The sequence below is a fragment of the Citrobacter sp. RHBSTW-00524 genome (assembly GCF_013747755.1).
In the GTDB taxonomy this organism is placed as follows: domain Bacteria; phylum Pseudomonadota; class Gammaproteobacteria; order Enterobacterales; family Enterobacteriaceae; genus Citrobacter; species Citrobacter braakii.
In genome coordinates, this window is record NZ_CP056421.1 from 5,188,187 (window position 1) to 5,203,217 (window position 15,031).

Here is a 15,031-nt window from a genome sequence, read left to right on the forward strand (position 1 = left end):
GTGGTAGATTCAGTATTGGCGCTCCTTTTCTGTATAATGTCCCGTGCCATAATAGATGTGGGGGGCTTGTTAACCATCACGTTTAGCAAGCCAGAACAGACGGTGTCATTGCGCACTTGACAGCGAAAATACAAACTTAATTAGCCATCATTATGATAATCAAACCAAAAATTCGTGGATTCATCTGTACAACGACCCATCCGACTGGCTGCAAAGTCAATGTGGAAAAACAGATCGATTATGTGAAGAAAAACGGGAAAATCGCTAACGGCCCTTCCCGCGTGCTGGTCATCGGTGCTTCCACCGGTTACGGCCTTGCTTCCAGAATTTCCGCCGCGTTTGGCAGCGGAGCCGCCACTATCGGCGTATTTTTCGAAAAACCAGGCACGGAAACCAAGCCAGGTTCCGCGGGCTGGTATAACTCTGCAGCCTTCGATGAGGCCGCAAAACGCGAAGGTCTGTATTCCAAAAGCATCAACGGCGACGCGTTCTCCGACGAGTGTCGCGACGAAGTTATCAAACTGATCAAAGAAGACCTGGGTCAGATTGACCTGGTGGTTTACTCACTGGCATCTCCGGTACGTAAAATGCCGAAAACCGGTGAAATCGTCCGTTCTGCGCTGAAGCCAATCGGTGAGGTTTATACCTCTAAAGCGATCGATACCAACAAAGATCAGATCATAACCGCCAGCATTGAGCCGGCAACCGAAGAAGAAGTTCAGAACACCGTCACCGTTATGGGCGGCGAAGACTGGGAACTGTGGATGGGCGCGCTGAGCGAAGCAGGCGTGCTGGCTGACGGCGTGAAAACCGTTGCCTACTCCTACATCGGTACTGACCTGACCTGGCCAATCTACTGGCACGGCGCGCTGGGCAAAGCAAAAGAAGATCTCGACCGCGCGGCAGGCGCGCTGCGTAATCAACTGGCTCCGCTGAACGGTTCCGCTAACGTTGCTGTACTGAAATCCGTTATCACGCAGGCCTCTTCTGCGATTCCGGTGATGCCGCTGTACATCTCCATGGTCTTCAAGCTGATGAAAGAACAGGGCATTCATGAAGGCTGCATCGAGCAGATCAACCGTCTGATGACCACCAGCCTGTACGGCGATAAAGTGGCGCTTGATGACAACCAGCGTATCCGTATGGATGACTGGGAACTGCGTGAAGACATTCAGCAGGCATGCCGCGATCTGTGGCCGCTGATCACCACCGAAAACCTGGCGCAAAAAACGGACTATGCAGGATATAAGCAGGAATTCCTGAATCTGTTCGGTTTTGGTCTCGACGAAGTGGATTACGATGCGGATGTAAACACCGAAGTCGAATTCGAAGTCATCACGCTGTAATCTGCTGATACAGTTGCAAAAAGGGTTCATGTTTTTACATGAACCCTTTTTTAATGGCTGCCGCTAACCCGCCAGGAAGAACCTGAACGCCGGGTTATGCGTTTCATCGTGACAGTCATAACCCAGTTCGTTCAGTCGCGTTTCGAAATCAGGCTCGTGCTCACCCAACTCAAACGCCGCCAGTACGCGACCATAATCGGTTCCGTGGCTACGATAGTGGAACAATGAAATATTCCAGTGCGTCCCCAGGGTATGCAGGAATTTGAGCAACGCCCCCGGAGATTCCGGGAATTCGAAGCTGTACAGCCGCTCCTGCAAGGGTTTCGACGGGCGCCCACCGACCATGTAGCGCACGTGCAGCTTCGCCATTTCGTCGTCGGACAAATCCACTACGCTGTAGCCGCCCTCATTAAGCAACTGGAGGATTTCCTTACGCTCTTCCAGCCCACGGCTCAGACGGACGCCAACAAAAATACAGGCGTCTTTCGCATCAGCAAATCGGTAGTTAAACTCGGTAACCGAGCGTCCTCCCAACAGCTGGCAAAACTTCAGGAAGCTGCCCTTTTCTTCCGGAATAGTTACGGCCAGCAACGCTTCGCGCTGTTCGCCCAGCTCGCAACGTTCGGAAACATAACGTAGGCCATGGAAGTTAACGTTAGCGCCGGAAAGGATATGCGCCAGACGTTCGCCACGAATGTTGTGCTGGGCAATGTACTTTTTCATCCCCGCCAGCGCCAGCGCACCGGATGGTTCCGCCACCGCGCGCACATCCTCGAACAGATCTTTCATTGCCGCGCAGATAGCGTCGCTATCGACAGTGATGATGTCGTCGAGATACTCCTGGCACAAACGGAAGGTTTCGTCGCCGATACGTTTCACCGCCACGCCTTCAGCAAAGAGGCCAACACGCGGAAGATCGACCGGTTGACCGGCATCCAGCGCCGCTTTCAGGCAGGCTGAGTCTTCAGCTTCAACGGCAATCACTTTGATCTGCGGCATCAGCTGTTTGATCAGCACCGCCACGCCTGCCGCTAATCCGCCACCGCCCACCGGCACGAATACACGATCAAGGTGGGCATCCTGCTGCAATAACTCCAGTGCCAGCGTGCCCTGCCCGGCAATCACCATCGGATGGTCGAACGGAGGAACCCAGGTAAAACCCTGCTGCTGCGACAGCTCAATCGCTTTGGCTTTGGCTTCATCAAAATTCGCGCCGTGTAGCAGTACTTCACCACCGAAACCGCGAACGGCATCGACTTTGATATCGGCGGTAGCCGTAGGCATGACAATCAGCGCCTTCACGCCTAATCGCGCAGAAGAGAAAGCTACCCCCTGAGCATGATTACCCGCCGATGCGGTGATTACGCCATGCGCTTTTTGCTCTTCGGTCAGACCGGCCATCATGGCATAAGCACCGCGCAGCTTGAAGCTGTGAACGGGTTGACGGTCTTCGCGCTTCACCAGAATCACGTTATCGAGGCGCGAAGAGAGTTTTTCCATTTTTTGTAGCGGTGTGACCTGCGCCGCTTCGTATACCGGCGCACGCAGCACTGCTCTGAGATACTCGGCGCCTTCTGGAGCGCCGGAGAGGGGTTGAGAATCCGCCATGGTCATTATCCCCCTAGTTTCGACTTATCGCGCACCGCACCTTTGTCGGCGCTGGTTGCCAGGCTGGCGTAAGCGCGCAGCGCAAAGGAGACCTGACGCTGACGATCTTTTGGCGTCCAGGCTTTGTCACCACGAGCTTCTTGCGCTTCACGGCGCGCAGCGATTTCCGCATCGCTCAGTTGCAGTTGAATGCCACGATTCGGGATATCGATAGCAATCATGTCGCCATCTTCGATAATTGCGATATTACCGCCGCTGGCCGCTTCAGGAGAAACGTGACCAATGGAAAGCCCCGAAGTACCGCCAGAGAAACGACCGTCGGTAATCAGCGCGCAGGCCTTACCGAGACCCATCGATTTCAGGAAGGTGGTTGGGTAGAGCATTTCCTGCATGCCTGGCCCGCCCTTCGGCCCTTCGTAGCGAATCACCACCACGTCGCCGGCAACCACTTTACCGCCGAGGATAGCTTCAACCGCATCGTCTTGGCTTTCATACACTTTTGCCGGGCCGGTGAATTTCAGGATGCTGTCATCCACACCAGCAGTTTTTACGATACAGCCGTTTTCCGCGAAGTTACCGTACAGGACTGCCAGGCCGCCGTCTTTGCTGTAAGCATGTTCCAACGAGCGAATGCAACCTTCTGCGCGGTCATCATCCAGGGTGTCCCAACGACAATCCTGCGAGAACGCCTGGGTGGTACGGATGCCAGCCGGACCTGCGCGGAACATTTTTTTCACCGCGTCGTCTTTGGTCAGCATAACGTCATAACTATCGAGCGTTTGAGGCAGAGTCAGTCCCAGCACGTTTTTCACGTCGCGGTTCAGTAGACCGGCGCGATCCAGCTCGCCTAAAATGCCCAGTACGCCGCCCGCGCGGTGCACGTCTTCCATATGGTATTTCTGCGTACTCGGCGCAACTTTACACAGCTGCGGGACTTTGCGGGACAACTTATCAATATCACTCATGGTGAAGTCGATTTCCGCTTCCTGCGCGGCCGCCAGCAGGTGCAGAACGGTGTTGGTGGAGCCGCCCATCGCGATATCCAGCGTCATGGCGTTCTCAAACGCCGCCTTGCTGGCAATGTTGCGCGGCAGGGCTGAAGCGTCATCCTGCTCGTAGTAGCGTTTGGTCAACTCGACTATGCGTTTACCTGCGTTGAGGAACAGCTCTTTACGGTCGGCATGAGTCGCCAACAGCGAACCGTTACCCGGCTGCGACAGACCCAGCGCTTCGGTCAGACAGTTCATCGAGTTGGCGGTGAACATCCCGGAGCACGAGCCGCAGGTCGGACAGGCCGAACGTTCAACCTGCTCGCTCTGCGAGTCGGAGACTTTCGGGTCTGCGCCCTGAATCATCGCATCAACCAGATCAAGCTTGATGATTTGGTCAGAGAGCTTGGTTTTCCCGGCTTCCATTGGGCCGCCGGAAACAAAGATCACCGGAATATTCAGCCGCAGAGAGGCCATTAACATCCCGGGGGTGATTTTATCGCAGTTAGAGATGCAGACCATCGCATCGGCGCAGTGGGCGTTAACCATATATTCCACTGAATCGGCGATCAGCTCACGCGACGGCAGTGAATAAAGCATGCCGCCATGACCCATGGCGATACCATCATCCACGGCAATGGTGTTGAACTCTTTCGCCACGCCGCCTGAGGCTTCGATTTGTTCGGCAACCAGCTTACCGAGATCGCGCAGGTGGACGTGGCCCGGCACAAACTGGGTAAAGGAGTTCACCACAGCGATAATCGGTTTACCGAAGTCATCATCGGTCATCCCGGTGGCGCGCCACAGTGCGCGGGCACCCGCCATATTGCGGCCGTGGGTGGTGGTAGCAGAACGATACTTAGGCATGCTTGATTAACTCCCGTCTGTCTTTCCCCTGCATATTTCACGCCGCAGGTGCGTTGGCAGCCTCGCTCCCCCCAGCCACCTACTAAAGTAAGCTCTAGGGGACTCGCTGCGTTGCCGTCTTCCTGCAACGTGAACTATTTTGGGGAAATATTAATTTTGTTATTGGTTTACTGAATCCAACCAGCCGTATTTATCTTCCGTTTCACCGGTGAAGAGGCCAAAGAAGGCCTGCTGGATGCGTTTGGTGACCGGACCGCAGCGGCCTTCGCCCACCTGAATACCATCGACGCTGCGTACTGGGGTGATTTCGGCCGCGGTACCGGACATGAACACTTCGTCGGCCAGGTACAGCGATTCACGAGACAGCACCTGCTCACGCACTTCGATATCGAGATCTTTCGCCAGCTTAATGATCGCGTCACGGGTGATACCCGGCAGCGCGGAAGAGGTAAATGGCGGGGTAAACAGAATGCCGTCTTTTACTTCAAACAGGTTTTCGCCCGCGCCTTCGGAGATGTAGCCATTCACATCCAGCGCAATGCCTTCCTGGTAGCCATGACGACGCGCTTCACTACCCACCAGCAGCGAAGACAGATAGTTACCACCTGCTTTAGCAGCGGTAGGAATCGTGTTCGGCGCAACGCGGTTCCAGGAAGAAACCATCGCGTCGATCCCCTGCTCCAGCGCTTCAGCACCGAGGTAAGCCCCCCATGGGAACGCGGCGATTATCACATCAGTGGTGTATCCCGCAGGCGGGTTAACGCCCATCCCTACGTCACCAACAAACACCAGCGGACGGATATAGGCGCTGGTCAGGTTGTTTTTACGAATCACCTCACGGCAAGCCTCCATCAGCTCATCAACGCTCTGAGAAACGGGAAAACGATAGATCTTGGCTGAATCACGCAGACGCTGCATATGTTCGCGATGACGGAACACTACCGGCCCTTTGTGAGAATCGTAGCAACGGATCCCTTCAAATACAGAAGTACCGTAGTGCAGCGCGTGGGACATCACGTGGACCTTCGCGTCTTCCCAACGAATCATCTCGCCATTAGACCAAATGTAATCAGCTTTTTTCGTCGTCATTTTTCTTCCTTTTGCGCTCAGGCGCGGATTTGTTGTGATGTGGTTGTGCTCTGGCAGATAGCAACATGTGCAACATCTACCAGTTTACTTAACTGACTAAACAGTAAGTCGACCGACCGGGGGCTGGCAACGGTCAATTCGATATTTATATTCTGCGCATCGCTGGCGGCTTCCATATTCATGGAGCACACCTGAAAACCACGATGGCGTACCACGCGTAAAACACGTTCTAACGTTTCCGGATTGAAACGAGCCTCAACAGCGACCTGATGTTGCATCATGATAATTTCTCCAGCATTTCTGAGTTACTGGCGCCAGGTGGCACCAGAGGCCAGACATTCTCAAGTTCGTCGATTGAGACATGAAGCAAGTATGGCCCCTCGCTATTCAGCATGGTGTCGAGTGCCGCTTCAACCTGGTCTTTACGGGTGATGTGTTGACCAGGAATGCCGAAGGCTCTGGCCAACATGAGGAAATCGGGGTTATCGGTAAGGGTGGTTTCGCTATAACGTTCCTGGAAAAACAGCTGCTGCCATTGTCGCACCATGCCTAACCGCTGGTTGTCGAGTAAAACTATCTTCAGCGGCAACTGCTTGCGTTTTACGGTGCCCAATTCCTGTACATTCATCATGAAGGAACCGTCACCGGAGATACAGATTACCGTATCATTCGGGCGAGCAACCTGCGCGCCAACCGCTGCTGGCAGGCCAAAGCCCATCGTCCCCAGACCGCTCGACGTGATGAAGTTTTCAGGGCGAGTGTAGGTCATATGCTGTGCCGACCACATCTGATGCTGGCCAACATCCGTTGTCACTACGCTATCCGCAGGTTTGCGATCGGATAACTGCTTTAACAACAGTGGCGCATAGATAGCTTCCCCCGGATGGTCGTAGCGCCAGGTATGTTCTGCGCGCAGTTCAGCGCTGTGCTGACGCCATTCGTCAATCTTCATCAATTGCTGTAATGCTGGCAGAAGAGAATTTAAATCCCCCTGCAGCGCCACGTGTGCCTGGCGCAGTTTGTTCATTTCCGCTGGGTCGATATCCATGTGGATTACGCTGGCGTTCGGTGCAAAGGTATTCAGCTTGCCAGTCACCCGGTCATCAAAACGTGCGCCAACCGCAATCAGTAAATCGCACTCTTGCACCGCGAAATTCGCGGCTTTAGTACCGTGCATTCCCAACATGCCCAAATAGTACGGGTAGTCAGCATCTACTGCGCCCAGACCTTTCAGCGTGCAGGCGACCGGCATTTGGGTTACCGCGATAAATTCACGCAGGGCCGGGACCGCCTGCGCCATACCTACGCCACCACCTACGTACAGGATGGGTTTTTGTGCCTGCGCCAGCATATTACGTGCCTGCTCAACGTCAGCGTGCGGAAACGTCTCTACGTTTTCGACGGTCGTAAAATATGGCTCCAGCGTACCGCTGGCTAATTGGATGTCTTTCGGGATATCAACCAGAACCGGACCCGGACGACCGGAATTCGCCACGGCGAAAGCCTCAGCCATGATACGCGGCAACTCTTCGAGTGACTGTACCAGGAAGCTGTGTTTGGTGCAGGACAGAGACATCCCCAGCACGTCCACTTCCTGGAACGCATCCGTTCCGATGAAAGGTGATGCCACCTGACCGGTGATCGCCACCACTGGAACAGAATCTAACAGCGCATCGGCAAGGCCCGTGATCAGGTTGGTTGCGCCAGGGCCGGAGGTAGCGATACAAACGCCGGTTTTACCGGTCGCACGGGCATAGCCAATCGCCGCCATTGCCGCACCCTGCTCGTGTCGGCACAACAGGTGCTCTACGCCGCCGTCATACAACGCATCGTAAACCGGCATAATTGCGCCACCAGGATAACCAAAGACGGTTTGAACCCCTTGTGCACGCAACGCATGTACCACCCACTGTGCCCCATTCATAGTTACATCCCCGCCGTAAATCTAGAGAAACAGAATTTTATGCTACCGTTCACTTTCTGCTCCTCGTGTATGTTTTTAAGGTCAAAAAAAACCCCCGGACCTTTCGGTGCGGGGGTCTTAGTTCGTTAAGGCTTGTTTTCTAAGCCTTTCCTCGTCCAAGTGCAGCCCCGCACGGTGGGATAATAATCACCACCACGCTAATCACGACCAGGCTAATCACTCGTAGAAGGGCTGTCATTTTTGTATTTTCTTGCATCTTGTTCGAAGGAATACCTAAAGAGTTACCATAGAATTTGCAAATGACACAAGATATTTTTTTATTCGTTTTTCTGACGTCGTTAACGGTTTAGATAAATACCGTTGTTTTTTATACAAAAAAATCAAAAATGAAAATATTTCACGCTTCAGGCGATCCTCGGTAACCCGATCCCCAATACAAACACCATTCAAAAGCATTTGCGGGCGTCATTCCAGGCTTAATGCAAGCAGTTATACGTTGCGCAAAAATACGGGAATCAGCATCTAAAAACCGCAATTATATGAAATCTTGCCGCGATGTATTGCGACATAATACTTTTATCAGGAGGAATTATGTCACTATCGATTGTTCACACACGCGCCGCGCTAGGCGTGAATGCGCCAGCCATTACCATCGAGGTACATATCAGCAACGGCCTGCCTGGTTTAACCATGGTGGGGCTGCCCGAAACGACGGTGAAAGAGGCTCGCGATCGGGTACGCAGTGCGATTATTAATAGCGGTTATGAATTCCCGGCAAAGAAGATAACTATAAACCTCGCTCCGGCCGATCTCCCGAAAGAAGGGGGGCGATATGATTTACCTATCGCTGTTGCGCTTCTGGCCGCTTCTGAGCAGCTTACACCCCACAATCTCGACACCTACGAGCTGGTAGGTGAATTAGCGCTTACAGGCGCGCTACGCGGCGTTCCCGGCGCGATATCAAGCGCAACCGAGGCCATTCGTGCAGGCAGGCGAATTATTGTCGCAAAAGAGAATGCCGCTGAAGTTGGACTGATACACGGCGAAGGGTGCCTGATCGCCGATCACCTGCAGACCGTATGCGCATTTCTCGAAGGTAAGCATGATTTAGACAGGCCATCATCCGCAGATTTTACGCCTAACGCATTAGCTGATGATCTGAGCGATGTTATCGGCCAGGAACAGGGTAAACGCGGGCTGGAGCTTACCGCAGCAGGCGGCCACAATCTCTTGCTCATCGGCCCGCCGGGTACGGGAAAGACTATGCTAGCCAGTCGACTCAGAGGGCTGCTCCCTCCACTTAGCAACGATGAAGCGCTGGAAAGTGCCGCGATACTCAGTCTGATCCATTCCGACACGATACAAAAACAGTGGAAGCAACGCCCTTTTCGCTCGCCACATCACAGTGCTTCATTAACCGCCATGGTCGGTGGAGGCTCTATTCCTGCGCCAGGAGAGATCTCTTTAGCGCACAACGGCATACTGTTTCTGGATGAACTACCCGAGTTTGAGCGGCGCACGCTGGATGCACTGCGCGAACCCATCGAGTCCGGGCAGATCCATCTATCTCGCACCAGAGCAAAAATAACCTATCCCGCACGCTTTCAACTCATAGCTGCGATGAATCCAAGCCCGACGGGCCATTATCAGGGGAACCATAACCGCTGTACCCCAGAACAGACGCTGCGCTACCTAAATCGATTGTCAGGTCCATTTCTTGACCGCTTCGACCTCTCCCTCGAAATTCCCTTACCGCCGCCCGGTATACTCAGCCAGAGCGCGATGAAAGGGGAAAATAGCGCAACGGTGAAGCAACGTGTTATGGCAGCGCGAGAGCGTCAGTATCAGCGGCAAAATAAGTTAAACGCACATCTGGACAGTCAGGATATCCATAAATACTGCCTACTGCGTAGCGACGATGCACAGTGGCTTGAAGAAACGCTCGCGCATCTCGGATTGTCTATCCGCGCCTGGCTACGCCTGATTAAGGTCGCTCGAACGATTGCGGATATCGAACAATGTGATCACATCTCTCGCCAGCATTTACAGGAGGCCGTTGGGTACCGAGCGATAGACAGGTTACTCATTCATCTGCAGAAACTACTGACATAAAAAAAGGGCTTTCGCCCTTTTTTTATTAATCATCAGATTCGGTGTAGTCTTCTGCGCCTTCCACCTGAGGTTTCCCACCCGATAAGGTGTGGAAGCGTTTTGGACGCTTAATACGCGTCATGTATTTAGACCACACACGTTCAGCTTCGGTAACCGGCTCACGTTCACCACGGCATACCGCAACAAACAGTTTTTCTTCTTCAGTTACCGGCTCACGCTTGCCCAGATCCAGCTCGTTGAAAGCATAACCGTGACGCTCAAGCAGTTGTGCTTCTTTAATGGTGAAATCACCATGACGGGAGAATCCGCGGGGATAATATTTATTATCGAAATATCGATTAGTCGTCGTAAAGCTTTCCGCCATCCTGCACGCTCCTAATTCTTTGGCCGAGCTATTTATGGCGCGGAGTATTAGTTACGCTTGACAGAGCGTCAAACAAAAGATTTAAATCATAACGACAAATAATTTTATGGAGCGAGTTGTGGATACGGAATTGTTAAAAACTTTCCTGGAAGTTAGCCGGACACGCCACTTTGGCAGGGCTGCTGAAGCGCTCTACCTGACCCAATCAGCGGTTAGTTTCCGGATCAGACAACTGGAAAATCAATTGGGTGTAAACCTGTTCACCCGACACAGAAACAATATCCGTTTAACCGCTGCAGGTGAAAAATTATTGCCTTACGCCGAAACGTTGATGAATACGTGGCAGGCAGCACGTAAGGAAGTCGCGAATACCTCGCGGCATAACGAGTTTTCTATCGGTGCCAGCGCATCTCTCTGGGAGTGCATGCTTAATGACTGGTTGAAGCGTTTGTATCAATCTCAGGAGCCACAATCCAGCCTGCAGTTTGAAGCGAGGATCGCTCAACGCCAATCGTTAGTAAAACAGCTTCATGAACGACAGCTTGATCTACTGATTACTACCGAAACACCCAAAATGGACGAATTTAGCAGCCAACTGTTGGGATATTTCACACTGGCGCTCTATTGCAGTTCTCCTTCGCAAACCAAAGATGAGCTGAATTATTTACGCCTGGAATGGGGACCCGATTTTCAACAACACGAAGCGGGACTAATAGCGGGAGATGAAGTGCCGGTACTCACCACCAGTTCGGCAGAATTGGCCAGGCAGCAACTTTCAGTGATTAAGGGCTTTAGCTGGCTTCCCGTCAACTGGGCCAAAACCAAAAGCGATCTCCATACGGTTACCGACAGTACAACGCTTTCACGTCCTTTATATGCAGTTTGGCTGCAAAACAGCGATAAAAATGGACTAATTTGCGATCTGCTAAGAACGAATATTCTGGAAAATTAAAGAAAATATAGGCAAGGATGCCGGGAGTAAAACAGCAGGAAGGCACAATTCAAATTGCAGATAAAAAAAATCCTTAGCAAAAATGCTAAGGATTATTTCTGGCAGGGGCGGAGAGACTCGAACTCGCGACACCCGGTTTTGGAGACCGGTGCTCTACCAACTGAGCTACGCCCCTAAATTTTCTTATCATTAAGCCTGCTTGGTAGCAGGCTTAATTTTCTAATAAGTGGCGGAACGGACGGGACTCGAACCCGCGACCCCCTGCGTGACAGGCAGGTATTCTAACCAACTGAACTACCGCTCCACCGAATTTCTTTGTCACTACCCGGATTATTCATCCCGGTTTACTGCAATTTGATGCCTGGCAGTTCCCTACTCTCGCATGGGGAGACCCCACACTACCATCGGCGCTACGGCGTTTCACTTCTGAGTTCGGCATGGGGTCAGGTGGGACCACCGCGCTACAGCCGCCAGACAAATTCTGTTTATCAACACACCTCTCAGGTCTGTCGATGTAATCTGTAATCAAGCTGAATTTCGATGTCTCTTTCGCCAAAACACCTTCGGCGTTGTAAGGTTAAGCCTCACGGTTCATTAGTATCGGTTAGCTCAACGTATCGCTACGCTTACACACCCGACCTATCAACGTCGTCGTCTTCAACGTTCCTTCAGGACCCTTAAAGGGTCAGGGAGAACTCATCTCGGGGCAAGTTTCGTGCTTAGATGCTTTCAGCACTTATCTCTTCCGCATTTAGCTACCGGGCAATGCCATTGGCATGACAACCCGAACACCAGTGATGCGTCCACTCCGGTCCTCTCGTACTAGGAGCAGCCCCCCTCAATTCTCCAGCGCCCACGGCAGATAGGGACCGAACTGTCTCACGACGTTCTAAACCCAGCTCGCGTACCACTTTAAATGGCGAACAGCCATACCCTTGGGACCTACTTCAGCCCCAGGATGTGATGAGCCGACATCGAGGTGCCAAACACCGCCGTCGATATGAACTCTTGGGCGGTATCAGCCTGTTATCCCCGGAGTACCTTTTATCCGTTGAGCGATGGCCCTTCCATTCAGAACCACCGGATCACTAAGACCTGCTTTCGCACCTGCTCGAGCCGTCACTCTCGCAGTCAAGCTAGCTTATGCCTTTGCACTAACCTCCTGATGTCCGACCAGGATTAGCTAACCTTCGTGCTCCTCCGTTACTCTTTAGGAGGAGACCGCCCCAGTCAAACTACCCACCAGACACTGTCCGCAACCCGGATCACGGGTCTACGTTAGAACACCAGCCATTAAAGGGTGGTATTTCAAGGTTGGCTCCATGCAGACTGGCGTCCACACTTCAAAGCCTCCCACCTATCCTACACATCAAGGACCAGTGTTCAGTGTCAAGCTATAGTAAAGGTTCACGGGGTCTTTCCGTCTTGCCGCGGGTACACTGCATCTTCACAGCGAGTTCAATTTCACTGAGTCTCGGGTGGAGACAGCCTGGCCATCATTACGCCATTCGTGCAGGTCGGAACTTACCCGACAAGGAATTTCGCTACCTTAGGACCGTTATAGTTACGGCCGCCGTTTACCGGGGCTTCGATCAAGAGCTTCTCCTTACGGATAACCCCATCAATTAACCTTCCGGCACCGGGCAGGCGTCACACCGTATACGTCCACTTTCGTGTTTGCACAGTGCTGTGTTTTTAATAAACAGTTGCAGCCAGCTGGTATCTTCGACTGATTTCAGCTCCATGAGTAAATCACTTCACCTACATATCAGCGTGCCTTCTCCCGAAGTTACGGCACCATTTTGCCTAGTTCCTTCACCCGAGTTCTCTCAAGCGCCTTGGTATTCTCTACCTGACCACCTGTGTCGGTTTGGGGTACGATTTCGTGTTACCTGATGCTTAGAGGCTTTTCCTGGAAGCAGGGCATTTGTTACTTCAGCACCGTAGTGCCTCGTCATCACACCTCAGCGTTAGCAAGACTCCGGATTTACCTGGAATCTCCGCCTACATGCTTAAACCGGGACAACCGTCGCCCGGCTAACATAGCCTTCTCCGTCCCCCCTTCGCAGTAACACCAAGTACAGGAATATTAACCTGTTTCCCATCGACTACGCCTTTCGGCCTCGCCTTAGGGGTCGACTCACCCTGCCCCGATTAACGTTGGACAGGAACCCTTGGTCTTCCGGCGTGCGGGTTTTTCACCCGCATTATCGTTACTTATGTCAGCATTCGCACTTCTGATACCTCCAGCATGCCTCACAGCACACCTTCAACGGCTTACAGAACGCTCCCCTACCCAACAACACATAGTGTCGCTGCCGCAGCTTCGGTGCATGGTTTAGCCCCGTTACATCTTCCGCGCAGGCCGACTCGACCAGTGAGCTATTACGCTTTCTTTAAATGATGGCTGCTTCTAAGCCAACATCCTGGCTGTCTGTGCCTTCCCACATCGTTTCCCACTTAACCATGACTTTGGGACCTTAGCTGGCGGTCTGGGTTGTTTCCCTCTTCACGACGGACGTTAGCACCCGCCGTGTGTCTCCCGTGATAACATTCTTCGGTATTCGCAGTTTGCATCGGGTTGGTAAGTCGGGATGACCCCCTAGCCGAAACAGTGCTCTACCCCCGAAGATGAGTTCACGAGGCGCTACCTAAATAGCTTTCGGGGAGAACCAGCTATCTCCCGGTTTGATTGGCCTTTCACCCCCAGCCACAAGTCATCCGCTAATTTTTCAACATTAGTCGGTTCGGTCCTCCAGTTAGTGTTACCCAACCTTCAACCTGCCCATGGCTAGATCACCGGGTTTCGGGTCTATACCCTGCAACTTAACGCCCAGTTAAGACTCGGTTTCCCTTCGGCTCCCCTATTCGGTTAACCTTGCTACAGAATATAAGTCGCTGACCCATTATACAAAAGGTACGCAGTCACCCCATAAAGAGGCTCCCACTGCTTGTACGTACACGGTTTCAGGTTCTTTTTCACTCCCCTCGCCGGGGTTCTTTTCGCCTTTCCCTCACGGTACTGGTTCACTATCGGTCAGTCAGGAGTATTTAGCCTTGGAGGATGGTCCCCCCATATTCAGACAGGATACCACGTGTCCCGCCCTACTCTTCGAGTTCACAACACATGCACTTTTGTGTACGGGACTATCACCCTGTACCGTCGGACTTTCCAGACCGTTCCACTACCACACATGCTGATTCAGACTCTGGGCTGCTCCCCGTTCGCTCGCCGCTACTGGGGGAATCTCGGTTGATTTCTTTTCCTCGGGGTACTTAGATGTTTCAGTTCCCCCGGTTCGCTTCATTACGCTATGTATTCACGTAATGATAGTGTGACGAATCACACTGGGTTTCCCCATTCGGAAATCGCCGGTTATAACGGTTCATATCACCTTACCGACGCTTATCGCAGATTAGCACGTCCTTCATCGCCTCTGACTGCCAGGGCATCCACCGTGTACGCTTAGTCGCTTAACCTCACAACCCGAAGATGTTTCGTAAAACATTTCAGTGTTGCGAAAATTTGAGAGACTCGGACACACCGCTTTTCATTTCTTGTTTACGGAGAAATGAAACAGTGTGTCGTTTCAATTTTCAGCTTGATCCAGATTTTTAAAGAGCAAATATCTCAAACGAGACTCGAAAGTCTGTTTTGAGATACTTCGGTCGGCGACTTTCACTCACACATACCAGCAAGTGGCGTCCCCTAGGGGATTCGAACCCCTGTTACCGCCGTGAAAGGGCGGTGTCCTGGGCCTCTAGACGAAGGGGACACTG

General features: G+C 52.6%; 10 protein-coding genes, 3 tRNA genes and 2 rRNA genes. 3 read left to right on the forward strand and 12 right to left on the reverse strand.

The genetic code is table 11. The features are described from left to right. The first annotated feature begins 152 nt into the window (after nucleotides 1-152). Entirely contained in the window at nucleotides 153-1,346 is a 1,194-nt protein-coding gene (gene fabV, locus HV229_RS24840) for an enoyl-ACP reductase FabV (RefSeq protein WP_016155101.1), read from the forward strand. A 63-nt stretch (nucleotides 1,347-1,409) separates the two neighbouring features. Here the strand turns inward: fabV and ilvA are convergent, their stop codons facing one another. The 6 genes from ilvA to ilvL all read right to left on the reverse strand — a co-directional run bounded on the left by ilvA (nucleotide 1,410) and on the right by ilvL (nucleotide 8,061). Then, entirely contained in the window at nucleotides 1,410-2,954 is a 1,545-nt protein-coding gene (gene ilvA / locus HV229_RS24845) for a threonine ammonia-lyase, biosynthetic (RefSeq protein ID WP_016157833.1), read from the reverse strand. 5 nt (nucleotides 2,955-2,959) lie between these two features. Further along, nucleotides 2,960-4,810: a dihydroxy-acid dehydratase gene (gene ilvD / locus HV229_RS24850; RefSeq protein ID WP_016157832.1), complete on the reverse strand. Its 1,851-nt coding sequence runs from the start codon at nucleotides 4,808-4,810 to the stop codon at nucleotides 2,960-2,962. Between the two features lie 159 nt (nucleotides 4,811-4,969). Beyond that, entirely contained in the window at nucleotides 4,970-5,899 is a 930-nt protein-coding gene (locus HV229_RS24855; RefSeq protein WP_003829030.1) for a branched-chain amino acid transaminase, read from the reverse strand. A 17-nt stretch (nucleotides 5,900-5,916) separates the two neighbouring features. Continuing rightward, a complete protein-coding gene (ilvM, locus tag HV229_RS24860) occupies nucleotides 5,917-6,180 on the reverse strand; it encodes an acetolactate synthase 2 small subunit (RefSeq protein ID WP_003018017.1) in 264 nt (87 codons plus the stop codon). Then, nucleotides 6,177-7,823 carry an acetolactate synthase 2 catalytic subunit gene (gene ilvG, locus HV229_RS24865; RefSeq protein ID WP_047499578.1) on the reverse strand — a complete coding sequence of 549 codons (1,647 nt, stop codon included), beginning with the start codon at nucleotides 7,821-7,823 and terminating at the stop codon, nucleotides 6,177-6,179. The genes ilvM and ilvG overlap by 4 nt, the downstream gene beginning before the upstream one ends. 139 nt (nucleotides 7,824-7,962) lie before the next feature. Further along, nucleotides 7,963-8,061 (reverse strand): ilv operon leader peptide, encoded by a 99-nt coding sequence (gene ilvL / locus HV229_RS24870; protein WP_001311244.1) that lies wholly within the window; start codon nucleotides 8,059-8,061, stop codon nucleotides 7,963-7,965. A 353-nt stretch (nucleotides 8,062-8,414) separates the two neighbouring features. On the opposite strand from ilvL, the gene HV229_RS24875 reads away from it, so the two are divergent. Then, nucleotides 8,415-9,935 (forward strand): YifB family Mg chelatase-like AAA ATPase, encoded by a 1,521-nt coding sequence (locus HV229_RS24875; RefSeq protein ID WP_046274875.1) that lies wholly within the window; start codon nucleotides 8,415-8,417, stop codon nucleotides 9,933-9,935. 25 nt (nucleotides 9,936-9,960) lie between these two features. On the opposite strand, the gene maoP is transcribed toward HV229_RS24875, so the two are convergent. Then, on the reverse strand, nucleotides 9,961-10,299 hold the full coding sequence (maoP, locus tag HV229_RS24880) for a macrodomain Ori organization protein MaoP (RefSeq protein ID WP_003018025.1): 339 nt from the start codon (nucleotides 10,297-10,299) through the stop codon (nucleotides 9,961-9,963). A gap of 106 nt (nucleotides 10,300-10,405) precedes the next feature. Between maoP and hdfR the strand changes: the two genes are divergently transcribed. Further along, on the forward strand, nucleotides 10,406-11,251 hold the full coding sequence (hdfR, locus tag HV229_RS24885; protein WP_094761725.1) for an HTH-type transcriptional regulator HdfR: 846 nt from the start codon (nucleotides 10,406-10,408) through the stop codon (nucleotides 11,249-11,251). 99 nt (nucleotides 11,252-11,350) lie between these two features. Here hdfR and HV229_RS24890 read toward each other — a convergent pair. The 5 genes from HV229_RS24890 to HV229_RS24910 all read right to left on the reverse strand — a co-directional run bounded on the left by HV229_RS24890 (nucleotide 11,351) and on the right by HV229_RS24910 (nucleotide 15,027). Continuing rightward, nucleotides 11,351-11,426: transfer RNA gene (locus HV229_RS24890), tRNA-Trp, on the reverse strand. A 52-nt stretch (nucleotides 11,427-11,478) separates the two neighbouring features. After that, nucleotides 11,479-11,555, reverse strand: a tRNA-Asp gene (locus tag HV229_RS24895). A 55-nt stretch (nucleotides 11,556-11,610) separates the two neighbouring features. After that, a 5S ribosomal RNA gene (gene rrf / locus HV229_RS24900) occupies nucleotides 11,611-11,726 on the reverse strand. A 98-nt stretch (nucleotides 11,727-11,824) separates the two neighbouring features. Continuing rightward, nucleotides 11,825-14,731 (reverse strand): 23S ribosomal RNA (locus HV229_RS24905). Between the two features lie 220 nt (nucleotides 14,732-14,951). After that, a tRNA-Glu gene (locus tag HV229_RS24910) sits at nucleotides 14,952-15,027 on the reverse strand. Nucleotides 15,028-15,031: the final 4 nt, after the last annotated feature.

Coding starts and splice junctions, on each gene's coding strand:
- fabV (WP_016155101.1), top strand. CDS start 153: ATGATAATCAAACCAAAAATTCGTGGATTCATCTGTACAACGACCCAT.
- ilvA (WP_016157833.1), bottom strand. CDS start 2,954: ATGGCGGATTCTCAACCCCTCTCCGGCGCTCCAGAAGGCGCCGAGTAT.
- ilvD (WP_016157832.1), bottom strand. CDS start 4,810: ATGCCTAAGTATCGTTCTGCTACCACCACCCACGGCCGCAATATGGCG.
- HV229_RS24855 (WP_003829030.1), bottom strand. CDS start 5,899: ATGACGACGAAAAAAGCTGATTACATTTGGTCTAATGGCGAGATGATT.
- ilvM (WP_003018017.1), bottom strand. CDS start 6,180: ATGATGCAACATCAGGTCGCTGTTGAGGCTCGTTTCAATCCGGAAACG.
- ilvG (WP_047499578.1), bottom strand. CDS start 7,823: ATGAATGGGGCACAGTGGGTGGTACATGCGTTGCGTGCACAAGGGGTT.
- ilvL (WP_001311244.1), bottom strand. CDS start 8,061: ATGACAGCCCTTCTACGAGTGATTAGCCTGGTCGTGATTAGCGTGGTG.
- HV229_RS24875 (WP_046274875.1), top strand. CDS start 8,415: ATGTCACTATCGATTGTTCACACACGCGCCGCGCTAGGCGTGAATGCG.
- maoP (WP_003018025.1), bottom strand. CDS start 10,299: ATGGCGGAAAGCTTTACGACGACTAATCGATATTTCGATAATAAATAT.
- hdfR (WP_094761725.1), top strand. CDS start 10,406: ATGGAGCGAGTTGTGGATACGGAATTGTTAAAAACTTTCCTGGAAGTT.